The organism is Neoroseomonas soli, from assembly GCF_018129065.1.
GTDB lineage: Bacteria > Pseudomonadota > Alphaproteobacteria > Acetobacterales > Acetobacteraceae > Neoroseomonas > Neoroseomonas soli.
Window position 1 is genome coordinate 19,491 of the sequence record NZ_JAAEDM010000036.1, and the last position, 24,927, is coordinate 44,417.

The 24,927-nt window shown below is 70.0% G+C and carries 18 protein-coding genes; 14 read left to right on the forward strand and 4 right to left on the reverse strand.

The features are described 5' to 3' along the window. Positions 1 to 2 precede the first annotated feature (2 nt). Entirely contained in the window at positions 3 to 1,244 is a 1,242-nt protein-coding gene (urtA, locus tag GXW76_RS13880) for an urea ABC transporter substrate-binding protein (RefSeq protein ID WP_456307109.1), read from the reverse strand. 332 nt (positions 1,245 to 1,576) lie between these two features. On the opposite strand from urtA, the gene GXW76_RS13885 reads away from it, so the two are divergent. The 5 genes from GXW76_RS13885 to GXW76_RS13905 are packed head-to-tail and all read left to right on the forward strand — an operon-like array spanning position 1,577 to position 7,988. After that, positions 1,577 to 2,611 carry an ABC transporter substrate-binding protein gene (locus tag GXW76_RS13885; RefSeq protein WP_211862680.1) on the forward strand — a complete coding sequence of 345 codons (1,035 nt, stop codon included), beginning with the start codon at positions 1,577 to 1,579 and terminating at the stop codon, positions 2,609 to 2,611. A 26-nt stretch (positions 2,612 to 2,637) separates the two neighbouring features. Further along, positions 2,638 to 3,660: an ABC transporter substrate-binding protein gene (locus tag GXW76_RS13890; protein WP_211862681.1), complete on the forward strand. Its 1,023-nt coding sequence runs from the start codon at positions 2,638 to 2,640 to the stop codon at positions 3,658 to 3,660. Positions 3,661 to 3,687: 27 nt separating this feature from the next. Then, positions 3,688 to 4,710 carry an ABC transporter substrate-binding protein gene (locus GXW76_RS13895; protein ID WP_211862682.1) on the forward strand — a complete coding sequence of 341 codons (1,023 nt, stop codon included), beginning with the start codon at positions 3,688 to 3,690 and terminating at the stop codon, positions 4,708 to 4,710. 9 nt (positions 4,711 to 4,719) lie between these two features. Beyond that, positions 4,720 to 6,927, forward strand: coding sequence for an ABC transporter permease (locus tag GXW76_RS13900; RefSeq protein ID WP_211862683.1), 2,208 nt, complete (start codon positions 4,720 to 4,722; stop codon positions 6,925 to 6,927). Then, entirely contained in the window at positions 6,924 to 7,988 is a 1,065-nt protein-coding gene (locus GXW76_RS13905) for an ABC transporter ATP-binding protein (RefSeq protein WP_211862684.1), read from the forward strand. Before GXW76_RS13900 ends, GXW76_RS13905 begins: the two co-directional genes overlap by 4 nt. A 7-nt stretch (positions 7,989 to 7,995) precedes the next feature. On the opposite strand, the gene GXW76_RS13910 is transcribed toward GXW76_RS13905, so the two are convergent. From GXW76_RS13910 to GXW76_RS13920, 3 genes are read right to left on the reverse strand one after another with little or no spacing between them, the layout of a single operon-like run. After that, positions 7,996 to 9,117, reverse strand: a complete 1,122-nt coding sequence (locus GXW76_RS13910) for an ABC transporter permease (RefSeq protein WP_211862685.1) — start codon at positions 9,115 to 9,117, stop codon at positions 7,996 to 7,998. A gap of 3 nt (positions 9,118 to 9,120) precedes the next feature. Continuing rightward, the gene (gene rbbA, locus GXW76_RS13915) at positions 9,121 to 11,859 is read right to left on the reverse strand and encodes a ribosome-associated ATPase/putative transporter RbbA (protein ID WP_211862686.1); all 2,739 of its coding nucleotides are present in this window, start codon (positions 11,857 to 11,859) and stop codon (positions 9,121 to 9,123) included. Beyond that, a complete protein-coding gene (locus GXW76_RS13920; protein WP_246514292.1) occupies positions 11,856 to 12,899 on the reverse strand; it encodes an HlyD family secretion protein in 1,044 nt (347 codons plus the stop codon). The genes rbbA and GXW76_RS13920 overlap by 4 nt, the downstream gene beginning before the upstream one ends. 215 nt (positions 12,900 to 13,114) lie before the next feature. On the opposite strand from GXW76_RS13920, the gene GXW76_RS13925 reads away from it, so the two are divergent. From GXW76_RS13925 to GXW76_RS13965, 9 genes are all read left to right on the forward strand, one after another. Continuing rightward, positions 13,115 to 13,669, forward strand: a complete 555-nt coding sequence (locus GXW76_RS13925; protein WP_338150961.1) for an ANTAR domain-containing response regulator — start codon at positions 13,115 to 13,117, stop codon at positions 13,667 to 13,669. Between the two features lie 234 nt (positions 13,670 to 13,903). Continuing rightward, a complete protein-coding gene (locus tag GXW76_RS13930) occupies positions 13,904 to 15,010 on the forward strand; it encodes a CmpA/NrtA family ABC transporter substrate-binding protein (protein WP_211862688.1) in 1,107 nt (368 codons plus the stop codon). Then, positions 15,007 to 16,281: a CmpA/NrtA family ABC transporter substrate-binding protein gene (locus tag GXW76_RS13935; protein ID WP_211862689.1), complete on the forward strand. Its 1,275-nt coding sequence runs from the start codon at positions 15,007 to 15,009 to the stop codon at positions 16,279 to 16,281. The genes GXW76_RS13930 and GXW76_RS13935 overlap by 4 nt, the downstream gene beginning before the upstream one ends. 4 nt (positions 16,282 to 16,285) lie before the next feature. Then, positions 16,286 to 17,167 (forward strand): nitrate ABC transporter permease, encoded by an 882-nt coding sequence (gene ntrB, locus GXW76_RS13940; RefSeq protein WP_211862690.1) that lies wholly within the window; start codon positions 16,286 to 16,288, stop codon positions 17,165 to 17,167. 11 nt (positions 17,168 to 17,178) lie between these two features. After that, on the forward strand, positions 17,179 to 17,970 hold the full coding sequence (locus tag GXW76_RS13945; protein ID WP_211862691.1) for an ABC transporter ATP-binding protein: 792 nt from the start codon (positions 17,179 to 17,181) through the stop codon (positions 17,968 to 17,970). Between the two features lie 2 nt (positions 17,971 to 17,972). Beyond that, positions 17,973 to 19,163 carry an NAD(P)/FAD-dependent oxidoreductase gene (locus tag GXW76_RS13950; RefSeq protein ID WP_211862692.1) on the forward strand — a complete coding sequence of 397 codons (1,191 nt, stop codon included), beginning with the start codon at positions 17,973 to 17,975 and terminating at the stop codon, positions 19,161 to 19,163. Beyond that, positions 19,163 to 20,890, forward strand: a complete 1,728-nt coding sequence (locus tag GXW76_RS13955) for a NirA family protein (RefSeq protein WP_211862693.1) — start codon at positions 19,163 to 19,165, stop codon at positions 20,888 to 20,890. The genes GXW76_RS13950 and GXW76_RS13955 overlap by 1 nt, the downstream gene beginning before the upstream one ends. Next, complete coding sequence (locus tag GXW76_RS13960; RefSeq protein ID WP_211862694.1) at positions 20,887 to 22,461, forward strand: sulfite reductase subunit alpha; 1,575 nt, start codon at positions 20,887 to 20,889, stop codon at positions 22,459 to 22,461. Before GXW76_RS13955 ends, GXW76_RS13960 begins: the two co-directional genes overlap by 4 nt. Beyond that, the coding region (locus GXW76_RS13965; RefSeq protein ID WP_211862695.1) for a molybdopterin oxidoreductase family protein at positions 22,461 to 24,927 on the forward strand (2,467 nt) is incomplete at its 3' end. The genes GXW76_RS13960 and GXW76_RS13965, both read left to right, overlap by 1 nt.

The following is a 24,927-nucleotide window of genomic DNA, read 5'->3' on the forward strand; positions in this document are numbered from 1 at the left end:
CGTCAGCCGCGGCGGCGATTGGCGTTCTCCGGGATGAACTGGGACCAGTTCTCGGCGGGGACCGCGTTCTGCGTCTTCCACACGATATTGAACTGCCCATCCGCCTGGACCTCGCCGATCATCACCGGCTTGGAGAGGTGGTGATTGGGCAGCATCTCCTCCGTGTAGCCGGCGGGCGCGTCGAACTTCTGGCCGATCACCGCCGTGCGCACCGCGTCCACCGCGGTGGTGCCGGCCTGGGCCACGGCCTGCGCCCACATGCTGAAGCCGGTGTAGGTGGCCTCCATCGGGTCGTTGGTGACGCGGCGCGGATTGCGGATGTATGCACGCCACAGTTCGAGGAAGCGCGTATTCGCCGGCGACTGCACCGACATGAAGTAGTTCCAGGCGGCAAGGTGGCCGACCAATGGGCGCGTATCGATGCCGGCGAGTTCCTCCTCGCCCACCGAGAAGGCGACGCAGGGGATCTCCTCAGCCTTGATGCCCTGGTTGCCGAGTTCGCGGTAGAAAGGAATGTTCGCGTCGCCGTTGATGGTCGAGACGATGGCAGTCTTCTTGCCCTCGGCCGCGAAGCGCTTCACGCGCGCGACGATGCCCTGCCAGTCGGAATGCCCGAAGGGGGTGTATTCCTCCATGATGTCGGCATCGGCGATGCCCTTGGAGTTCAGGAAGCCGCGCAGGATGCGGTTGGTGGTACGCGGATAGACGTAGTCCGTGCCGAGCAGCGCGATGCGCTTGGCGTCGCCGCCATCGGCCGACATCAGGTATTCCACGGCAGGGATCGCCTGCTGGTTCGGCGCGGCGCCGGTGTAGAAGATGTTGCGGCTCTCTTCCTCGCCCTCGTACTGGACAGGGTAGAAGAGCATTCCGTTCAGCTCCTCGAAGACCGGGAGCACGGACTTGCGGGACACCGAGGTCCAGCACCCGAAGGTCACGTCCACCTTGTGGACCTGCAAGAGTTCACGCGCCTTTTCCGCGAAGAGCGGCCAGTTGGAGGCCGGATCGACCACCACCGCCTCGAGACGCCGGCCGAGCAGGCCACCGCGGCTGTTCTGGTACTCGACCATCATCAGCACCGTGTCGCGCAGCGCCGTCTCGCTGATCGCCATTGTGCCGGACAATGAGTGCAGCACACCGATCCTGATCGGCGCCGACTGCGCCATCGAGGGCCGGATGGAGGGAGCGGCAAGCAGGGCGCCCGTGCCGGCCAGCACGCTGCGCCGGGTGATGAGGGTCTTGGTCAAGGGTTGGCCTCCTCGCGGGAGGACGCTCCGACCCGATTGGCGGCTTCGTCTCCCGGGGGTTCCCGACTGCGAAATCCGTGCCAGCGAAAACGGTGCGCAATGCGGCGTATCGCGGGAAACGCCCGCCCAAAATGCAGTCACTTCGCCGTCCGTTTCGGCAGATGACGGCGGCGTCACCCGCCTCCGGCCTCCGATCGGGGCACCCGCCCCGTGGGTGCCGGAACGGGTGTGACGTATTGATGACCATCTGATGACATTCGCCGCATTCTGTCCTACTGACCGGTCAGCGCCGCTGCTTCGCGAATGCCGGCGCATCGAGCAGGGGGGCACGCATGAGAACGGCACGCTGGACCGCGGCGATCGCCCTGGCGGGCATGCTGGGTGTCGATGCGGCGCCCGCCGCGGCACAGGGCACGCTCAACCTCTACTGCTCCGTGCAGATCGAGTGGTGCCAGGCCATCGCCAACAACTTCCAGCGTGACAGCGGCATCCGCGTGAACATGACTCAGCGCGGCTCGGGCGAGACGCTCGCAGCGATCCGCGCCGAGGGACAGAACCCGCGAGGCGACGTGTGGTTCGGTGGCACCGGCGACCCCCACCTCGCGGCCGGGGAGGAGAACCTCACCCAGGCCTATGAAAGCCCCAACCGCACGCAATTGCATGACTGGGCACTGCGCCAGTGGGAGCAGTCCGGCCGGCGCGCCGTCGGCGTCTACGCGGGTGCGGTCGGCTTCGGCTACAATACGGAATTGCTGGCGCGAAAGGGCATCGAGCCGCCGCGCTGCTGGGCCGACCTGGTGCAGCCGCGCTTCCGCGGCGAGATCCAGGTGGCCAACCCGAATTCCTCCGGCACCGCCTACGTCATCATCGCGACGTTGGTGCAGCTGATGGGCGAGGATCAGGCCTTCGCCTACATGCGCCAGCTTCACCCCAACATCAATTCCTATGCCCGCTCCGGCACCGGCCCGATCAAGGCAGTCGCGCGCGGGGAGACCGGCGTCTCGCTCTCCTTCGTCCATGACGCGGTGACGGAACGCAATGCCGGCTTCCCCGTCGCCTACACCACGCCCTGCGAGGGCACGGGCTACGAGATCGGCTCGATGTCCATCATCCGCGGCGCCCGCAACGTGAACCAGGCGCGGCGCTTCTACGACTGGGCGCTGACCGAGCCGGCCCAGCGCCTCGGCTTCGAGGCAGGCGGGCAGTTGCAGACACCGGCGAACCGCTCGGCCCCGCTGCCGCCGAACGCGCCGGACCTCTCGCAGATCCGCCTCATCGAATACGACTTCGCGAAATATGGACGCGCCGCAGAGCGCCGCCGGCTGATCGAGCGCTGGGACCGCGAGGTCGGCTCCCTGCCCCGCTGACCGTCATCGCACCGGAGGGCGTCCCGATGTCGCTTCGCAGCCTCGCCGTCGCCGCGGCCTTCTCCCTCGCCTTCGCGGGGAATGCCGCAGCGCAGGGCAGCCTCAACATGCTTTGTGCCCCGCAGGCCGACTGGTGCGAGGCGATCGCCACGGCCTTCCAGCGCGAGACCGGCGTGCGCGTGTCCATGTCGCGCAAATCCGCCGGGGAGATCCTGGCGCAGATCCGTGCCGAGGCACAGAACCCGCGCACCGATGTGTGGTTCGGCGGCTCGGCCGAGACGCATATCTCCGCCGCCGAGGCCAATCTCCTGCAGCCCTACACCTCGCCCAACATGTCCGGGCTGCACGAGTGGGCGCAGAATGTGCACCGCATCACCGAGGGGCGTTGCGTCGGCGTCTCCTCCGGCGCCATCGGCATCGCCTGGAACCGCGAGTTGATGGCGCGCAAGGCCCTGCCCATCCCGCGGTCCTGGGCGGACCTGCTGAACCCCGCCTATCGCGGGGAGATCCAGCTGCCGAACCCGAATTCCTCCGGCACTGCCTACACCATCATCGCGGGCCTGGTGCAGTTGTGGGACGAGGACCGCGCCTTCGACTACCTGAAGCGCCTGCATGCGAACGTGAACGCCTACACCCGCTCCGGCGCAGCGCCGATGCAGGCCGTGGCGCGGGGGGAGACGGGGCTCGCCGTCTCCTTCAACATGGAGGTCACCTCCATGATGCAGGCCGGCTTCCCGATCGAGATCGGGTATCCGGAAGAAGGCACCTCCTACGAGGTGGCCTGCATGTCGATCATCCGCGGCGCGCGGAACGCGAACCAGGCGCGTCGCTTCTATGACTGGTACCTGACGCCCGCGGCGATGGACATCGGCCCGCGGGTGAACCAATGGCACGTCCCGGCGCATCGCGGCGCGGCACCGGACCCGCGCATCCCGGACCTCTCGCAGATCCGGCTGGTGAACTACGATTTCGCGGCCTTCGGGAACGCGGCGACGCGTCGCCGGATCCTGGAGCGCTGGGACCGGGAGATCGGCTCCCTGCCGCGCTGACAACGACAACAAGACCGGGAAGAAGACATGACCACGCGTATCCTCGCCGCGGCAGCGCTGGCGATGCTGCCGGCACTGCCGGCTGCCGCCCAGGGACAGCTCAACCTCTACTGTTCCGCCACCATCGAATGGTGCCAGCCGATCGCGCGCGGCTTCGAGCGCGAGACGGGGATCCGCGTCGTCCTCTCGCAGAAATCCACCGGCGAGATGCTGGCGCAGCTGCGCGCCGAAGCCCGCAACCCGCGCGGCGACGTGTGGTGGGGCGGCACCGGCGACCCGCATGTCGCCGCCGGCGAGGAAGGCCTGACCCAGGCCCATGAAAGCCCGCGCATCGCCGAGCTGTATGACTGGGCCCAGGCGCAGTGGCGCCAGACCCAGGGCCGCACGGTCGGCGTCTATGCCTCCGTGCTCGGCTTCGGCTTCAACACCGAACTGGTCGCGCGGCGGAACCTGCCCGCGCCGCGCTGCTGGGCGGACCTGCTGAATCCGACCTACCGCGGCGAGATCCAGATGGCGAACCCGAACTCCTCGGGCACGGCCTACATCGTCATCGCGACGCTGGTGCAGATGATGGGCGAGGAGCCCGCCTTCGAATACCTCAAGCAGTTGCACGGCAGCATCAACTCCTATCCGCGCAGCGGCACCGCGCCGATCAATGCGGTGGCGCGCGGGGAGACGGCGCTGTCCATTTCCTTCGTCCACAATGCGGCCGAGGAAGCCGCGGCGGGATTCCCGGTCGGCCACGCCGTCCCCTGCGAGGGCACGGGCTACGAGATCGGGTCCATGTCGATCATTCGCGGCGCGCGGAACCTGCCGAACGCGCAGCGCTTCTACCACTGGGCGCTGTCCGCCGAAGCCCAGATCACGGCGAGCCGGGAAGCGCGGAAGCTGCAGACCATGGCGAACCGCAACGTACCGCTGACCGAGGGTGCGCCCAACATGGCGACCGCGCGCATCATCGATTACGATAACGCCCGCTTCGGCGCGAGCGCGGAGCGCCGCCGCCTTCTCGGGCGCTGGGACCGCGAGATCAGCGCCCTGCCGCGCTGAACCGCCGTCATGCGCAGGACCTCTTCCCTCCTCCCCTGGCTGCTGGCCGCGCTCGGCACGCTTGTCGTGCCCTGGCACATGCAGCAGGACGGCGTGACCCTGAGCGGCGTGTTCGCGCTGGGTCGGGAGGATGCGGAGGCGGCGTCTGCGCTCTGGCAGGCCGCGGCGCATGGCCGGTTCTGGTTCTGGCCGGTCGTCGCCGCGCTGGCGCTTGCCCTGCCGGCGGCGCTGCCGCAGGGGCGAAGCGCGCGCCAGGCGCGTGTGCTTGCGGTGGCGGGTGGGCTTGGTCTTCTCGCGATCGTTCTGCAGGGCCTCGCCATCGGCGTGCAGGGCTGGTCCTGGCCGTGGCTCGCCGACACCTTCGGCGAACTCAACGACCGACAGTTCGGCATCGGCCTCGGGGGCACCCTGGCGATGCTGGGCTTCCTCTTTCTCCTTACGGACGGGCTTGCGCGGCGGGGCCTGTTCAAGGGGGACCGCTTCGTGTCCGGCGCCGTCGGGCTGCTGGCGGGCTCGATCATCGTCTTCACCGCCTGGCCGGTGCTGACGATGCTCTCCCAGATGTTCACGCCGCGGGAGAGCCTTTCCTGGTCCGGCGCGCTGCTGGACCGGGTGATGGACCGCAAGATCTGGGGCCTCGCCTGCACCACGGCGAACGTGAATTGCGGCGTATTCTGGAACACGCTGATGCTGGCGACCGCGAGCGCGACGGCTGCGACCGCGCTCGGCCTCTCCTTCGCGCTGATCGCGACGCGCACGGGCTTCAAGGCGAAGAAGGCACTGCGGCTGCTGACGGTGCTGCCGATCATCACGCCGCCCTTCGTCATCGGTCTCGGGCTGATCCTGATCTTCGGGCGCTCCGGTGTCGTGAACCAGTTGGCCGACAGCATCTTCGGCGTCCAACTCGGCCGCTGGATATACGGTTTCGGGGGCGTGTGGCTGGCACAGGTCTTCTCCTTCACGCCCACCGCCTTCCTTGTGCTGATTGGTGTCGTGGAAGGCATCTCGCCATCCATGGAGGAGGCCTCCACGACCCTGCGCGCCAGCCGCATGCGGACCTTCCGCGCCGTGACGCTGCCACTGATGTTGCCGGGCCTGGCCAATGCCTGGCTGGTCGTCTTCGTCGAGAGCCTTGCCGATTTCGGCAACCCGATCGTCCTTGGCGGCTCGTTCGGTGTCCTCTCGACCGAGATCTTCTTCGCCGTCGTCGGCGCCCAGCAGGATTTCGGCCGCGCGGCAGCACTGGCCGGCGTGATGCTGATGGTGGCGCTGGTCGCCTTCATCCTGCAACGGAAGGTGGTCGGGCGGCGGTCCTATGTTTCGATGACCGGCAAGGGCGATGTCGGGCTGCACGTGGCGCTGCCCGACGGCGTGCGCCGCGCGGCATTTGCGGTGGCCCTGCCCTGGGCGTTCCTGACCATCGTGGTCTACCTGATGGCGCTGGCGGGCGCCTTCGTGAAGGTGTGGGGTCGCGACTGGACGCCGACGCTCGAGCATTTCCGCCGCGCCTTCGCGTTGGAATGGACGGTGGACGGCGCGCTGATCTTCGCGGGCGGCGCCTGGCACTCGCTCTGGACGACGATCAGTCTCGCGGCGATCGCGGCGCCGATCACCGCGGCGCTCGGCCTGCTCGCCGCCTGGGTGCTGGCGCGCCAAACATTCCGTGGACGCACGACGCTGGAATTCGCGCTCATGCTGACCTTCGCCGTCCCGGGCACTGTCATCGGCGTGGCCTATATCCTGACCTACAACATTCCACCGCTCGAGATCACCGGCACGGCCGTCATCCTGGTCGCCTGTTTCGTGTTCCGAAACCTGCCGGTCGGCGTGCGCTCCGGCGTCGCGGCCATGAGCCAGCTCGACAAGAGCCTCGACGAGGCCGCAGTGACTCTGCGCGCCTCCACATTCCGGACGTTGCGCACCGTGGTTCTGCCACTGCTCAAGCCCGCCATCGTCACCGCGCTGGTCTATGCCTTCGTGCGTGCGATGACGACCGTATCGGCGGTGATCTTCCTGGTTTCGGCGGAGTACGAAATGGCGACCGTCTTCATCATCAACCGCGTCATCAACGGCGACTACGGCCTGGCGATCGCCTATTGCGCCGTACTGATCGTGCTGATGATGGCGGCGATCGGGCTGATCCAGCTTCTGGTCGGTCGCCGCAGGCTCGGGCGCCGCTCGGCTGCCGGCGCCACACCGGCAGGAGCACACACATGAGCGCCTCGCAGACCGGCGCCGAGGTGCGCCTCATCGGCATCGGCAAGCGCTACGGCAAGGTCACCGCAGTGAAGCCGCTCGACCTGACGATCGAGGGCGGCACGCTGGTCACGCTGCTCGGCCCCTCCGGCTGCGGCAAGACGACGCTGCTGCGCATGATCGCAGGGCTGGAACAGCCGACGGAGGGCCGCCTGCTCATCGGCGACGAGGATATGACGCTGCTCTCCGCCGGCGAGCGCAACGTCTCCATGGTGTTCCAGTCCTACGCGCTCTTTCCGCACATGAGCGTGCTGGACAATGTCGCCTATGGCCTCGTCTCCTCGGGCCTGCGCCGACGGGATGCGCAGGAGAAGGCCGAGGCTGCGCTCGAGACCGTGGGCCTGAAGGGCTTCGGCGCCCGGCTACCCTCGGAGCTTTCGGGCGGCCAGCAGCAGCGTGTCGCCGTGGCGCGCGCCCTGGTGCTGCAGCCGCGCGTGCTGCTCTTCGACGAGCCACTGTCGAATCTCGACGCCCGGCTGCGCCGCTCGATGCGGGAGGAGATCCGCGCGCTGCAGCAGCGGCTTGGCCTGACGGTCGTCTATGTCACGCACGACCAGTCGGAAGCACTCGCCGTCTCCGACCGCATCGTCGTCATGCGCAATGCCGAGATCGCCCAGGCCGGCACGCCGGAGGAGCTCTACGCCCAACCGGAGTCGGTCTTCGTTGCCACCTTCATGGGCGAGGCAAACCACCTGCGCGGCACCATCGAACGCGTCGAGAACGGCATGGCAAGTGTCGCGCTGGATGCGCTGCGGTTCGCCCTGCCCGCCCGCGGCCTGCCCCCCGGTCCCGTGGACGTGGTCGCGCGGCCCGAGGCCATCCGCCTCGCCGCGGAGGGCGCAGAGGGCATGGCCGGCCGCATCACGCGGGCGACCTACATGGGATCGCACGCCGAATATGTCGTCTCGACGCCGCTCGGGGAGCTGTTCGTCATCGCCCCGCGGCAACGCACGCTGCTGCCGAAGGGTTCCGCGGTCGCGGTAATGCTGGACGTCGAAGGCGTGGTGATCGTCCGTCCCTGACGACCGACTACCCGATCCGCGCCACCGTCGCGCGGAAGCGCGCCAGCGCGAAGCCGAACAGCGCGCCCCCGATGGCAACCAGCATCAGCATCTGCGGCCACACCACGGACAGGCCCGCGCCGCGGTAGAGGATCGCCTGGGCCATGCTGACGAAGTGCGTCGTCGGCGCTGCCATCATCACCACCTGCACGAGTTCCGGCATGCTCTCGCGCGGCGTCGTGCCACCGGAGAGCATCTGCAGCGGCAGCAGGACCAGAATCAGCAACAGCCCGAACTGCGGCATCGAACGTGCCACCGTCCCGAGGAAGATGCCCATCGAGGTGGTCGCGAACACATGCACCGCCGCCCCCACGAGGAAGAGCGGGATCGAGCCCTCGATCGGCACGCCCATCATTCCCTGCACGACCAGCGCGATGCACAGGGAACTGGCCACCAGCACAACCAGTGCCATGGCCCAGACCTTGGCGGTCATGATCTCGAAGGGCGTCACCGGCATGACCAGCAGATGCTCGATGGTGCCGTGTTCGCGCTCGCGGATCAGTGCGGCGCCGGCCAGCACGATGGAGAGCATCGTGATCTGGTTGACCAGTTGCATGATGGCGCCGAACCAGGACGGCTTCAGTTCCGGGTTGAAGCGCGCGCGCAGCACCAGATCCACCTGAGGCGTGTCCACGGTCCGGTAGCGGCGGGCGAAGGCCGTCACCTCATCGCCGACAATCGTCTGGACATAGCCGCTTCCGGTGAACGCCTGGCTCATCCGGGTCGCATCGACGTTCAATTGGATGGTCGGTTGCCGGCCGGCCAGAAGGTCGCGCTGGAAGTCGGGCGGGATGTCGAGCGCGAAGGTGTCGAGCCCGGCATCCATCCGGGCATCCATCTCGCTCTGTGTGATCTGCGCCGGCGGCAGGAAATAGGGCGGGTAGAAGGCGCCGGCGATCCGCGCCGAAACCGGCGAACGGTCCTCGTCCACGATCGAGATGGTCGCGCGGCTCAGGGTCTCGGGCATCGCCGTGGCGGCGCTGTAGATGGCGAAGGTGAAGGAATAGACGATCAGCACCAGCATCATCGGGTCGCGGATCAGGCTGCGGAGTTCCTTGACGCCCAGGTTCGCAATGTTGGCCAGCCGCATGGCTCAGCGCTCCTGCTTCCTGAGCAGCATCGCGCTCAGCGAGATCAGCACCGGCGCGGCGAGCAGCAGCGGGAGGAATTCACTGCGAAGATCGGAGAATTGCAGCGCCTTCGAGAAGGTGCCGCGCGCGATCGTGACGTAGTAGGTGGTGGGATAGAGATGTCCGATCACGGCGCCCATCCCCTCCAGCGAGGAGACCGGGTCGATCAGGCCGGAAAACTGGGTTGCGGGCACGATCGTCATGACCGCGGTGCCGAAAATGGCGGCGATCTGGGTCTTGAGAAAGCTCGAGGCGAGAAGCCCGAGCGCCGTGGCCGCGCAAAGGTACAGGGCGGTTCCGGCCGTCAGGACTAGGAAACTGCCGGTGAGCGGCACACGAAACACGAACATCGCGAGCAGCACGAGCAGCAGGAAGTTGACCATTCCGAGCAGCACATAGGGCACCTGCTTGCCCAACAGGAATTCGAACCTCGTCACCGGCGTCACGTAGAGGTTGACGATCGAACCCATCTCCTTCTCCCGCACGATGCTGAGTGCGGTGAGCATCGCCGGGATCAGCATCAGCAGGATGGGGATCACCGCCGGCACCATCGCCACCAGGCTGCGGACATCCGGGTTGTAGCGGAAGCGTGTCTCGATGCTGAAAAGCTGGCCCGCCGCCGTAGTGCCCGTGGATGAATGGGCAACCCGCCGCGCCAGCCAATGGGCGTGCATGCCCTGCACGTAGCCGCGGATGGTCTGCCCGCGGGAAGGCATGGCGCCGTCGATCCATGCGGCGATCTGCACGGGCCTGCCGCGCGCCACGTCCCGTCCGAAACCTGGCGGGATCTCGATCGCGAGCGTCACCTCCCCCGCCTGCATGCGGCGGTCGAGGTCGTCGTAGTCCCTGATCGGCGGCCGCTCCGTGAAGTAGCGGGAGCCGGCGATGTTCAGCGCGTAGTCGCGGCTGGTGATGGTCTGGTCGCGGTCGAGCACGGCGAAGGTCAGGTCTTCGACATCCATGGTGATGCCGTAGCCCATGACGAGCATGAGGATCACGCTGCCCAGCAGCGCCAGCGTCGCTCGGATCGGGTCGCGGCGCAGTTCCATCGCCTCGCGGCGCGAGAAGGAGAACATGCGGCGGAAGTCGAAGCCGCGATGGGGACGGTGCGCGGGTGGCGTCGCCTTCGTGATGCCCTGGGTCGTCGGGGCCGGCCCGGCATCGCCCGCCTCGGCGACCGCCTCCTCGAGATAACCGATGAAGGCCTGTTCCAGCGTCTGCGCGCCGCGCCTTTCCACCAAGGCTCCCGGCGTGTCGCTTACCAGCACACGGCCTGCGTGCATCAGCGAGATGCGGTCGCAGCGCTCCGCCTCGTTCATGAAGTGGGTGGAAATGAAGATCGTGACGCGGTCGCGGCGCGCGAGCTCGATCAGGATGCGCCAGAAGCCGTCACGCGCCACCGGGTCCACGCCGGAGGTCGGCTCGTCCAGGATCAGCATCTCCGGCCCGTGGATCATGGCGACCGCGAGCGAGAGGCGCTGCCGCTGACCGAGTGGCAACGCATCCGGCAGCGCGTCCATGATGTCGGCGAGGCCGAAGCGGCGGGCCATCTCCTCGATGCGGTCGGGAATGGCCTCGGCCGGCAGGCTGAAGAGGCGGGCGTGCAGTTCGAGGTTCTGCCTCACCGTCAGTTCGGAGTAGAGCGAGAAGGCCTGCGACATGTAGCCGACGCGGCGCCGCGTCTCGATATCGCCGGCGTCCACCTCCTGTCCGAACAGCCATGCCTGGCCCTCGCTCGCCGGCAGCAGGCCGGTCAGCATCTTCATCGTCGTCGTCTTGCCGCAGCCGTTGGAACCGAGGAAGCCGAAGATCTCGCCGCGGCGGATCCGGAAACCGACGTTGTCCACCGCGGTGAAGTCGCCGAAGCGCATGGTGAGGCCGCGCGCCTCGATCGCGGCCTCGTCGCCATCCTCGGCCACGAAGGGCTGGATGGCGACGGGCTGGTAGCCTTCCCGGTCTTCCGCCGGCAGCAGGGCGATGAAGGCAGCCTCAAGGGACGACGTGCCGGTACGCTCCAGCAACGCCCGCGGCGTGCCGGTCGCGAGCACGCGCCCGCCATCCATCGCGGCCAGCCAGTCGAAGCGCGCCGCCTCCTCCATGTAGGCGGTCGCCACCAGCACGCTCATGCCCGGACGCCCGGCGCGGATGCGGTCGATCAGTTCCCAGAACTGGCGGCGGGAGAGCGGGTCCACGCCCGTGGTGGGCTCGTCCAGGATCAGGAGGTCGGGATCGTGGATCAGCGAGCAGCAGAGGCTGAGCTTCTGCTTCATGCCGCCCGAAAGCTTGCCCGCCGGCCTGTCCGTGAAGGGGGTCAGGCCGGTCGCCTCGACCAGTTCGGCAATCCGGCGCTCGCGCTCCTCGCGGTCATGGCCGAAGAGGCGCCCGAAGAAGTCGATATTCTCGAAGACCGAGAGCGTCGGGTAGAGGTTCTTGCCCAACCCCTGCGGCATGTAGGCGATGCGCGGGCCGACCGCGCCGCGGTGCCGCGCGGAGGCCATGTCGCCGCCGAACACCTCCACGCTTCCGGCCTGGATCTGCCGCGCGCCCGACACCAGCGCGAGCAGGCTCGATTTCCCGACCCCATCAGGCCCGATCAACCCGGCCATGCACCCCGCCGGCAGGTCGAGTGTGACGGAGTCCAGCGCGACGGTCCTGCCGTAACGGAGCCCGACCTCGCGCAGGCGGGCGACGGGCTCGATCATCGCGGCAGCCGCACCTGCAGGTTGGCGGGCCATTCCACCCGCTCGTCCACCCGCACATAGGCCATGCCCGGCAGGCCGGTCTTCACTTGCGTGACGTACTCGTGAAGCAGGTCCGGGCTGACGCGCGCGCGGACACGGAACATCAGCTTCAGCCGCTCCTCCGCCGTCTCCACCATGCGCGGCGTGAACTGCGCGACGTCGGAGACGAGCGAGACGCGTGCCGGGAAGACGTATTGCGGCGCCGCGTCCAGCACCAGCCTGACCTCCGTGCCGAGCGCGATGCGCCCGGCATCCACGGTGGGCAGGAAGAAGGTCATGTAGACGTCGGTGAGGTCCACAAGGTTCAGCACGCGACCGCCCGCCGCGAGAACCTCGCCCGGCTGCGCCACGCGGAACTGCACGCGGCCCGCACGCGGAGACTTCAGTGCGCTGTCGTCGATGTCGGCCTGGATGCGCTGGATGGTCGCATGCGCGGCCTCGACCGCCGCCTGGGCGCTCACGACCTGCGACCGCGCAGAACTGATCGCCGCGTCCCCGGCCGCGACCTGCGCGCGCGCCGCGCTCAGCGCCGCGCGCGCGCCTTCGTAGCTGGCGCGGTCGTCGTCGAGGGTCTGGAGCGGCGCATTGCCGCGGGATGCGAGTTCCTCCGTGCGCGCGAGCCGGCGATACGCCGCGGTCACCTGCGCATCGCGCTGGGCGACGACCGCCTCGGCCGCGACCTTCTCCGCCTCGCGCTGCGTGACCTGGCTGTTGGCGGTCTGGACGCCGATGGCTGCGCGCTGCAGTTGTGCCTGGGCCTCGCGCAGCTGGGCCTCAAGCACGGCCGTGTCCATCCGGGCCACCACCTGGCCGACCGTGACGAAGTCGCCCTCGTTCACCAGGATCTCGCTGATGCGGCCGGCGGTCTTGGTGGAGACGTCGATCTCCACCGCCTCGACGCGGCCATTGCCGCGGGCGATGCCCACCGGAAGCCCCTCCGGGGTCAGGACCCACCAGCCGGCGGCGCCCGCCGCGGCCGCACCCAGGACGGCGATGCGCAAGATCCAGCGTCGTTTCGTGGCATTCATGCTTGGTCTGGGCCTGTCGGCTGTGGAGGGCTCGGCGTGGAGGGTAACGGTGCATTGCGGCGAAGGGCAGCCCGATCCTTTTTCGCCAACCCTTCTCACAGGCAGCGGAACCGGGGCATAAGGGTGGCAAGAGGAACCGCGGCACGGCGTGACTTTCCAATGGGAGCCGCCACCTGCGCATCCTGCTCGTGGATTCGAATTCGAGGCGCGCCTGCGAGGTGCAGGCCGGGCTGGAAGCGGCTGGCTTCCAGGTCGTCGCCGTCTCCGCCGATACCGCCGACCTCACCCGCCTCGTGCGGGAATCGCAGGCCGACGTGATCGTCTGCGACCTCGACGACCCCTCCCGGGACGCGCTCGAGAGCATGCGCGTGCTCAACCGCGACGAACCGCGCCCCGTGGTGGTCTTCGCCAGCCGCGGCGAACCCGACCAGATCGAGGCCGCGCTCGAGGCCGGCGTCGCCGCCTACGTGGTCGAGGGCCTTGCCCCCGCGCGGGTGCGTCCGGTGCTGGAGGTCGCGATCCGCCGCTTCCGCGCCTTCCAGGCCCTGCGCAACGAACTGGACGAGGCCCGCGCCACGCTCGCCGAACGCACGCTGATCGAACGTGCGAAGGGCGTGCTCATGCAGCGCCGGCGTCTATCGGAGGGGGAGGCCTATCGCCTCATGCGGCGCTGGGCGATGGACCGCAGCCAGCGCCTCGTGGAGGTTGCGCGGCAACTGCTGTCCGAACATGATGCAAAGTGATCATTAAGCAGGCAATTCATGTCTGCCAGCGAGAAATCGCCTCTCGAATGATCAGGTTTTTCCTTCCTCTCGGTACAAGGCCTGCGGTCTAACCATGGTGCGCTGCAACAGGCAGCGCGCCCCTGGCCGCAATGGCGTGGTCAACGGGCAAGGCTCCGGGTCCAGTCCGGCGGTCCAATGGCGGTCCGCTCTGTGGGGTGCCTCGCACCTCCGTCGGAGCACGCGCCCTTGGCCATGCCTGCCCCCACCATCGAGCGGCCACTGCGTGTCGGATACGTGCCGCTCACGGACGCAGCGCCACTCCTGCTTGCCGACGCGCTGGGCCTTTTTGCTCGCCACGGCGTGCCGGTGGTGCTCTCGGCCGAGGCCGGCTGGGCCGCGCTGCGCGACAAGCTCGCTTTCGGCGCGCTGCATGCGGCGCATCTTCTCGGTCCCCTGGCTATCGCGCTGGCCGCCGGGGCCGGCGGGCTGCGGCGGCGCCTGACGATCACCACCGGCCTCGCGCGCAATGGCAATACCATCGTCCTCTCGCCTGCGCTCGCCGCCGCCATCGGACCTTTCGCTCCACCGCTCGACCCGCGCCGCTTCGCGGAGGCGCTGCACGCCCGCGCCGAGGAAGGATTGCCGCCGCCCACTCTCGCCGTCGTCTTCCCGTTCTCTTCGCACAACTACCTGCTGCGGCATTGGCTGGCGGCCGGTGGGCTCGACCCGGACCATGACGTGCGCCTGGTGGTGGTGCCGCCGCCGCGGGTCGCCCGCGCCCTCACCGAAGGCGCAATCGAGGGTTTCTGCGCCGGCGAGCCCTGGGGCAGCCAGGCTGTGGTGACGGGCGCAGGCCGCTTCGTGCTTGCCACAGGCGACATCTGGCGCGACCACCCGGAGAAGGTCCTCGCCTTCGGCGAAAGCATCGCCGAGCGCGACGAGGAGGCGGTGCTGTCCGTCACCGCGGCCGTGATCGAGGCAGCGGCCTGGCTGGAAGACCCGGCCAATCGCCCGAGCGCCGCGCGCATCCTGCAGGAGCGCGCCTTCTCCGAACTGCCGCTCTCGACCATCACCGCCGCGCTCGAGGGCCGTGTCGCGGCCGCGCCCGGCTTCTCGCCGCAACCGATCGCAGCACCGATGCGCTTCCTCGCGGCGTCCCGCCCACGGCGTGAGGAGGCGGCCGCCTGGTTCTCGGCGATGCGCCGCTGGGGCCACGCAGCGGCCGCGGACGCCGAAGCGCTCGCGCCCTGGCGCCCCGACCTCTGGGATCGCGCCGCCGCGCGCTTCTCTCCTCGGCCCGTGACTGGGCGCGCCTCCCCCTCACCTCTCCTTCAGATGCCGCTGGAGTCCGACGCATGAGCCAGACACCGATCCGCCGCCGCGCCGCCATCGCCGGCGCCGCTGCGCTGCTTGCCACCGCGCGGGCCGCCCTGCCCCGAGGCGCCTTCGCGCAGGGCTCCACGACGCCGGAGGTGCGCAAGGCGACGCTCGGCTACATCGCGCTGACCGACAGCGCGCCGCTCATTGTCGCCAAGGAGAAGGGCTTCTTCGCCAAGCACGGCATGCCGGACGTCGAGGTCTCGAAGCAAGCCTCCTGGGGCGCCACGCGCGACAACCTGGTGCTGGGCGGCGAGCGCGGAGGCATCGACGGCGCACACATCCTGACGCCGATGCCCTACCTCATGCACACCGGGCGCATCGTCCAGAACAACCAGCCCGTGCCGATGGCGATCCTGGCGCGGCTCAACACCAACGGCCAGGCGATCTCGGTGGCGAAGAAGCACCAGTCGCTTGGCGCGCGGCTTGATGCAGCGCCGCTGCGCTCGGCGCTGACCAGCGAGAGCAAGGTCGCGATGACCTTCCGCGGCGGCACCCACGACCTGTGGATCCGCTATTGGCTCGCCGCCGCCGGCATCGATCCGGACAAGGACGTGCAGACCATTGTCGTTCCGCCGCCGCAGATGGTCGCCAACATGCGCGTCGGGATCATGGATGCCTTCTGCGTCGGCGAGCCCTGGAACGCGCAACTCGTCAACCAGAACCTCGGCTACTCGGCGCTCGTCACCGGCGAGTTGTGGCAGGACCACCCGGAGAAGTCCTTCGCCCTGCGCGCCGACTTCGTGGCCCGGCACCCGAACGCGACGGAAGCCCTGACTGCCGCGGTGATCGAGGCGGCGCGCTGGTGCGACACGCCCGCGAACCACGCCGAGCTCGCCGCCATCCTCGGCCGTCGCGCCTGGTTCAACGTGCCGCCGGCCGACATCCTGGGACGCACCCAGGGCGTGATCGACTACGGCGACGGGCGACGGGTGACCAACGCGAACATCGCGATGAAGTACTGGCGCGATCATGCCTCCTACCCCTTCCGCTCGCACGAGCTGTGGTTCCTCACCGAGGACATCCGCTGGGGCGTGCTGCCCGAGGATCTCGACACCGCAAAGCTGATCGGCGAGGTCAATCGCGAGGACATCTGGCGCGCGGCCGCCGCGCGCGCCGGCGTGCCGAATGCAGAGATGCCGTCGGGCACCTCGCGCGGCCGCGAGACCTTCTTCGATGGCAAGGTCTTCGACCCGGTGGCACCGCGCGCCTACCTCGACAGCCTCGCGATCAAGAAGCTTGGCTCGGCGTGATCCGATGAACGCGATCACGCCCCCGGCCGCGGCGGCCGAACTCGCCGCCTCCTCCACCGCTGCGCCACGCCGCGCGCCGAGCCTCACCGACCGGATGCGCCCGCACGTGCAGAATGTGCTCGCGGTGATCCTGCCGCCGGCGCTGCTGGTCGCCGTGCTGCTCGGCATCTGGGAATGGGCGGCGAGCGGCCCTTCCGCCTCGCTGCCGCCACCCTCCCGCGTCTGGGCGGATGCGAACGAGCTCATCCTCGATCCCTTCTACGACCGCGGCGGGCTCGACAAGGGCCTCGGCCTGCATCTCGCCGCGAGCCTCCAGCGCGTCGCGATCGGTTTCCTGCTCTCCGCCGTGGCCGGCGTCGCGCTCGGCATGCTGGTCGGCTCGTCGCGCTTCGCGATGCGCGCGCTCGACCCGCTGTTCCAGGTGCTGCGCACCGTGCCGCCGCTCGCCTGGCTGCCGCTGTCGCTCGCAGCGTTCCGCGAGGCGCAGCCCAGCGCGCTCTTCGTCATCTTCATCACCGCGGTCTGGCCGATCATCATCAACACCGCGGTCGGCGTCAGGAACGTGCCGCAGGACTACCGCAACGTCGCGCGTGTCATCCGTCTCTCACCGATCGATTGGTTCCTGCGCATCGTCGTGCCGGCCGCCGCCCCCTACATCTTCACGGGGCTGCGCATCGGCGTCGGTCTTTCCTGGCTCGCCATCATCGCCGCCGAGATGCTGATCGGCGGGGTTGGGATCGGCTTCTTCGTCTGGGATGCGTGGAACTCCTCCAACCTCTCGGACATCATCGTGGCGCTGGTCTACATCGGGGTCATCGGCTTCGTGCTCGACCGCGCCATGGCACTCGTCGGCCGCGCCGTGACGCGCGGCACCTCCCAGCAGTGAAGGGGCCGGCCATGGAACGCACGTTTCTCGACATCTCCCGCGTGGTCGTGCGCTTCTCCGCCGGTGCTCTGCCGGTGCTGAACGGCGTCGACCTCAAGGTGAAGCAGGGCGAATACGTCGCCGTCATCGGTCACTCGGGCTGCGGCAAGTCGACTCTGCTGAACGTGGTGGCGGGGCTGCTACCGGCAACACTCGGCGGCGTGGTGCTGGAAGGGACCGAGGTAAACGAACCGGGCCCCGATCGCGCCGTGGTCTTCCAGAACCATTCCCTGCTGCCCTGGTTGACGGTCTACGAGAACGTCCGCCTCGCCGTGGACCGCACCGTGGGCCGGAGCATGTCGCGCGCCGAGCGCGATGCCTGGACGCGGGAAAACCTCGCCCTGGTCCGCATGACCGACCATGCGCAGAAGCGCCCCCACGAGATCTCGGGTGGCATGAAGCAGCGCGTCGGCATCGCCCGCGCGCTCGCGATGCGCCCGAAGGTGCTGCTGCTGGACGAGCCCTTCGGCGCGCTCGATGCCCTGACGCGTGCGCATCTGCAGGACCAGGTGATGGACATCCACGCCCGGCTCGGCACCACCGTGATGATGATCACCCACGACGTGGACGAGGCGGTTCTGCTCTCCGACCGCATCGTGATGATGACGAACGGCCCGAACGCGGCGATCGGAGAAGTCCTCGACCTCGACCTGCCGCGTCCGCGCGACCGCCTGGCACTGGCCTCGGATGCGCGCTTCCTCGCGGCGCGGGAGGCGGTGCTCCGCTTCCTGCACGAGCGCCACGCCCTGCCGGAAGTGGCCTGAGCATGCGCGTCCTCGTCATCGGCGCCGGGCCGGCGGGCATGCGCTGCGCCGAACGCGCGGCGGAAGCCGGCCTCGCGGTGACGTTCTGCGGCACCGAGCCCGCCCTGCCCTATGACCGGGTCTCGCTCGGCCGGGTGCTGTCGGGGGAGGCGGAGGTCCAGGCGCTGATCAGCCACGATGCTGCACGGCTCCGCGACCTCGGTATCGCCTTCCGGCCGGCAACGCGCATCGCCGCGCTCGACCCCGCCGGACGCGCGGTGACGGCTCGCGGGGAAACCATCGCCTTCGACCGCGCCGTCATCGCCACGGGGTCCGAGGCGGTGCTCCTGCCGTTGCCAGGCGCCAGCCTGCCGGGGGTCTATCTCTACCGCAGCATGGCGGATGTGCTGGCGATGCGCCGGTCGGCTGGTTCCGGCACGCGCGTCGCGGTGATCGGCGGCGGGCTGCTCGGGCTCGAGGCCGCGGCGGCGCTCTCGCAGCGCGGCGCGCGCGTGACGGTCGTGCACGCGGTGGGCTGGCCGATGGAACGCCAGCTCGATCCCGCCGCCGGCGCGCTGCTCGCCCGCCAGCTCGGCGCCATCCGCCGCCTCGCCTTTGCGATGCCCGCGCGCACCGAGGCGATCGAAGGCGAGACGCATGTCCGCGCGCTACGTCTCGCCGACGGCAAGCGCATTCCCTGCGAGATGGTGGTCATGGCCGTGGGGGTCCGGCCCTCGGTGGCGCTGGCGCGCGAGGCCGGGCTCGAGGTCGGGCGAGGCATCGTGGTGGACGACGCGATGCGCAGCAGCGCGCCTTCGGTGCTCGCCATCGGCGAATGTGCTGAGCATCGCGGTACGGTCTGCGGCCTTGTTGCGCCGGCGCTTGCGATGGCCGAGACCGCCGCGGCGACACTGCGCGGCGAAGCGGCCGTCTACGCCCCGCGCCCCGACCCAACCGCGCTCAAGGTCTCCGGCATCGACGTCTGGTCCGCGGGCGAGATCGGGCCTGCGGACGCCGAGGCGATAACCCTCTCCGACGCCGCCGCCGGCCGCTATCGCCGGCTCTGGCTGCGCGCCGGCCGGCTGGTCGGTGCCGTGCTCTACGGGGACACGGCGGATGCGCCCTTCTACCTGAACCTGATGACCGAGGGTCGCGACGTCGCGCCGATGCGCGGACTGCTGCCCTTCGGGCCCGCCTTCCAGGACGCCGCGTGATGAACGACGCACCATTCTCCGTCGATCAGCAGGAATACCTCAAGGGCTTCATGGCCGGCGTCGAGGCCCGCCGCGGCAGCCTGCTGCCCACCGGCGAGGGCGGCGGGCCGCCCGACGCGCTCCGCGCCGCGCAGGACGCGACGCTTGCGCGCGGCGGCAAGCTGGTCTCGCAGGAGGAAGCCAAGCGCGAGAAGCACCCGCTCGACCGCTGGACGGAACTGACGGCGCGTGCCGCCGAGGGCAAGTTCCCCAAGCCCATCGACGACTTCATCGGCCGGTACCACGGCCTCTTCTTCGTGGGCCCGGCGCAGGATGCCTTCATGTGCCGGCTGCGCATCCCGGGCGGCATCCTCTCCGCGCACCAGATGGACGGCATCGCCGCCATCGCCGAGGACTGCGCCGGCGGCTACGCCGACGTGACCACGCGGGCCAACCTGCAACTGCGCGAGATCCCGGCAGCGAAGGGGCCGGAGGTGGTGATGCGCCTCGGCGACATCGGCCTGCTGCCGCGCGGCACCGGCGCGGACAACATCCGCAACATCACCGCGAGCCCGACCGCCGGGATCGATGCGCAGGAACTGGCGGACACGCGCCCGGCGGTGCGCGCGCTGCACCACCACATCCTCAACACCCGCGACCTGTTTGCACTGCCGCGCAAGTTCAACATCTCGGTCGCCGGCGGCGGCGCGGTGGAGGTGCTGCAGGAGACCAACGACATCAGCCTCTCCGCCGTGGACACCGACCACGGCCTGCGCTTCCGCCTCACGCTCGGCGGCATCACGGGGCATCGCGACTTTGCGCGCGGCACCGGCGTTGTGGTGGCGGAGAACGACATCATGGCGGTCTGCGACGCCATCCTGCGCGTCTTCATCGCCGAAGGCGACCGCACCGACCGGAAGACGGCGCGCCTGAAATACGCGCTCGACCGCATGGGCATCGAGGCCTTCCTCGGCCTGGTCGAGCAGCGCCTCGGACGCGCACTGGAGCGCCTGCCGGAAGCCGCAATCCGCCCGCCCACGCCGCCGCTGAAGCACGGCCATGTCGGCGTGCATGCGCAGAAGCAGCCGGGCCTTCACTACATCGGCGTGGTCACGCCGGTCGGGCGACTGACGGTCACGCAGTTGCGCGGCCTCGCCGACATCGCCCGACGCTTCGGTTCCGGCACGCTGCGGCTGACAGTCTGGCAGAACCTGCTGGTCAGCGACGTCCCCGAGGCACAGATCGAGGAAGCGATCGTCGCCATCGCCGCGCTCGGCCTGACGCACGAGGCGAGCGCCCTGCGCGGCGGCCTCGTCGCCTGCACCGGCAATGCCGGCTGCAAGTTCGCCGCGAGCAACACCAAGCGGCACGCGGCGGAACTTGCGGACTACCTCGAAAGGCGCCTGACGCTCGACCAGCCGGTCAACATCCACCTCACCGGTTGTCATCACTCCTGCGCGCAGCACTACATCGCCGACATCGGCCTGCTCGGCGCCAAGGTCGAACGCGGCGAGGACCTGGTCGAGGGCTACGACCTCCATGTCGGCGGTGGTGCAGGACCCGAGCAGAAGATCGGTCGCCTGATTCGCGCCAAGGTCGCGCATGACGAGTTGGGCCCGGTCGTGCTCGGCATGCTGCAGGCCTGGCTCGCGCAGCGAGCGCCGGGCGAAACCTTCCACCTCTTCTGCGCCCGGCAGCAGGACGCCGCCCTCGCCGAGGCCGCCTCGCGCGTGGAGGACCCGGCATGAACGCCCTCATCCCGCAGGCCTTTCCCGGTTCGGCGCCTGTGCCGCTCATCCCCGAGAGCGCGCCCTTCACGCCGGCGCAGCGCGCTTGGCTGAATGGCTTCCTCGCCGGGATCTACGGTGGTGCGGCACAGGCGGCGGACAATGCCTCCGCCGCTCCTTCGCCCCCGGCCGAGGACTTCCCCTGGCACGATCCGGCGCTCGAACTCGATGAGCGCCTGACACTCGCCGAGGGCCGTCCCCTGCCCCGTCGCCTGATGGCGGCGATGGCGCAGCTCGACTGCGGCCAATGCGGCTATGTCTGCCAGACCTATGCCGAGGCGCTGGCCGGCGGGGCGGAGACATCCACGGCGCTCTGCGCGCCCGGCGCCAAGCCAACGCAGAAGGCGCTGAAGGCGATCCTCGCCGAGGCGCCGGCGCCCATCGTCCCTACCCCGCCCCCCGCCGCAGCGCCGGCTGCTGCGAAGCCCCGTGGCGTGCTCGTGCCCGTTATCTCCACTGCGCGCCTCACCGGTGACGGATCGGAAAAGGACGTGCGCCATGTCGTGATCGACCTCTCCGGCAGCGGGCTCGCCTACGAACCGGGCGACAGCCTCTCCCTCGCCTGCCCGAACGATCCCGCGCTGGTCACGGCGGTGATCGACGCCCTTCATGCCGATTCCGCCGCGCCCGTACGCGCCGGCAGGGGAGAGACCACGCTCGGCGAGGCGCTCGCCGAATCACTCGACATCGCCCGCCCCCTCGACCGCACGCTCGACCTGCTCGCCGGTGCCGCGACGCATGCTCCGCACGCCGCCGCGCTGCGCGCCCTCGCCGATGGCAATGACGGCGCCGAGCCCGTCGATGCCGACCTGCTCGACCTGCTGCAGGCTTTTCCCTCCGCTCGCCCGCCGCTGCAGGCGCTGCTCGACAGCCTGCCGGCGCTGAAGCCTCGGCTCTATTCCATCGCATCCTCGCAAAGCGCGGTCGGGGAACGCGTCGAACTCTGCGTCGGCGTGGTGCGGGAAACGCGGCACGGTCGCGCGCGGGACGGCGTCGCTTCCTGCCACCTGGCGCATCGCGCGACGCCAAAGGCGCCGCTGCGCGCCGAGATCCAGGTCAGCCACTTCCGCCTTCCGGCCGATCCGGCGACACCCATCATCATGGTCGGCCCCGGCACGGGCATCGCGCCGTTCCGAGCCTTCCTTCAGCACCGCGCCGCGCGCGGCGAAAAGGGACGGTCCTGGCTGTTCTTCGGTGACCGCCGCCGCGCCACCGACTTCCTCTTCGAGCCGGAGATCGAGGCCTGGCGGAAGGAGGGCGCGCTCTCCCGCCTCTCCCTCGCCTGGAGCCGCGACGGCGCGCGCAAGGACTACGTGCAGCACCGCATGAAGGAGGAAGCGGCCGACCTCTGGCGCTGGCTCCAGGACGGGGCGCATTTCTACGTCTGTGGCGACGCCTCCCGCATGGCGAAGGATGTCGATGCGGCGCTGCGCGGCATCGCGCTGTCCGAAGGCGGGATGACCCAGGACCAGGCGCGGGATTGGATCGTCGCCCTCGCGCGCCAGGGCCGCTACCAGCGGGACGTCTACTGATGGACGGCTCGCTTGGTGCCCGCACGGCCGGCAGGGCGGGCGCGCAGGCCGTCCGCACCACCTGCCCCTATTGCGGCGTCGGCTGCGGCGTCCGTGCCACGCCGGATGGGCGGGGCGGGGCGGCGATCGAGGGTGACACCGCGCACCCGGCGAACCATGGCCGCCTCTGCAGCAAGGGCACCGCGCTCGGGGAGACGCTGGGCCTGACCGACCGGCTGCTGCACCCGGAGGTCGGCGGCAGGCGCGCCTCCTGGGACGCGGCGCTCGATGCGGTGGCCGAGGGCTTCTCCCGCGCCCTTGCCCGGCTCGGGCCGGAGGGCGTCGCCCTCTACGTCTCGGGCCAATTGCTGACCGAGGACTACTACGCCGCCAACAAGTTCGCGAAGGGCGTGCTCGGCACCGCGAACATCGACAGCAATTCGCGCCTTTGCATGGCAAGCGCGGTTGCCGCGCACCGCCGCGCCTTCGGCGAGGACGTGGTGCCCGGCACCTACGAGGACCTCGAGCAGGCGGACCTGCTCGTGCTGGTCGGCTCCAACCTTGCCTGGTGCCATCCGGTGCTGTTCCAGCGTGTCATGGCGGCGAAGGCGGCGCGGCCCGGGATGCGGATCGTGGTCATCGACCCGCGCCGAACAGCGACCTGCGAGGGCGCCGACCTCCATCTGCCGATTGCACCGGGCGGCGATGTCGCGCTCTTCGCCGCGCTGCTCGCCACGCTGGAGGCGCGTGGCCTCGGTGACGCCGCCTTCCTGGCGCAGCACGCGGAAGGCGTGACGGAAACCCTTGCCGCCGCGCGCGCCACGGCCGCCGGGGCGCCCGCACTGACCGGCCTGCCGGCCGCCGACATAGATCGCTTCTGCGCCATGTGGGCGGAAGCGCCGCGCGTCGTCACCCTCTGGAGCCAGGGCGTCAACCAGTCGAGCGCCGGCACCGACAAGGCCGGCGCCATCATCAACGCGCATCTCTACACCGGGCGCATCGGCCGGCCTGGCATGGGTCCCTTCAGCGTCACCGGCCAGCCCAATGCGATGGGCGGGCGAGAGACGGGGGCGCTGGCGAACATGCTCGCCGGCCATCTCGACTGGGACCGGCCGGGCGAGCACGCGGCGCTCGCGGCCTTCTGGGGCATGCCACGGCTCGCGCCGAAGCCAGGCCTCAAGGCGCTGGACCTGTTCCGCGTACTCGGCGAGGGCGGCATCGGCGCGCTCTGGGTAATGGCGACCAATCCCGCGGTATCCCTGCCCGAAGGCGATGCGGTGCGCGATGCGCTGGCGCGCGCGCCCTTCCTCGTCGTCTCCGAGGTCACGCGCCGTTCCGACACGGCGAGTTTCGCGCATGTGCGCCTGCCCGCCCTCGGCTGGGGCGAGAAGGACGGCACGGTGACGAACAGCGAGCGCGTCATGAGCCGCCAGCGCGCCTTTCTTCGCCGGCCCGGCGAGGCGAAGCCGGACTGGTGGGCGGTCGCGCAGGTGGCGAAGCGCCTGGGCCACGGCCAGGCCTTCGCCTGGAGCAATCCCGCGGCGATCTTCCGCGAGCATGCCGCGGTGACGGGCCTCGCCCGCCCGGCGCCGCGCGCCTTCGACATCTCCGGCCTTGCCCGCATCAGCGACGCCGACTACGCCGCCATGCCCCCGACGCGCTGGCCGGTGCCGGCCGAGGGCGAGCCCGACGCACGCTTCTTCGCCGCCGGCGGCTTCCCCGCAGGCCGCGCGCGGCTGGTGCCCACGCCCTTTCGCGCACCGCGCGCCCAGCCCGACAAGGACTTCCCGCTTCGCCTGCTGACGGGTCGTCTGCGCGACCAGTGGCACATGATGACGCGCACCGGCAGCGTCCCGCGCCTGATGGCCCATGCGCCGGAGCCGGTGCTGACCTTGCATCCCGACGACCTGACGGAGTTGCAGGCCGACAGCCTGGTGCGCGCCGAGACACCGGCCGGCGCGGCCGTGATGCGCCTCGCTCGCGATGCCGGCCAACGCCGCGGCACTGCCTTCGCACCGATGCACTGGACCGCGCAGTTCGCTCCCGCTGCTCGCATCAATGCCGCACTCATCGCTGCGACGGACCCCGTCAGCGGCCAGCCGGAGCTCAAGCACACGCCGCTGCGCGTGACGCCCTACGCCGCCGCCTGGCACGGCTTCCTGCTCGCGCCGCACCGCTGCCAGCCGGACATCGCCGAATGGTGCGCCGCCGCGCCGCTCGATGGCGGCGCCTGGCGGCACGAACTTGCCGGGCAGGAAGCCCCGGCCGATGCTTTCGCTCGCCTGCGCGCCCTGCTGCCCGCCGAGGACTGGGCGCTGCTCGAGGACCCCGTCGCAGGCGTTTTCCGGGCTGCGTCGCTCGCCGGCGGGACACTGACAGGCTTCGTCGCGGTCGCGCCCGCGGCCGAACTGCCGCCGCGGGCCTGGCTCGCGGCGCTGATGGCCGCCGGACTGCTGGCGCCGGCCGATCGCGCGGCGCTGCTGGTCG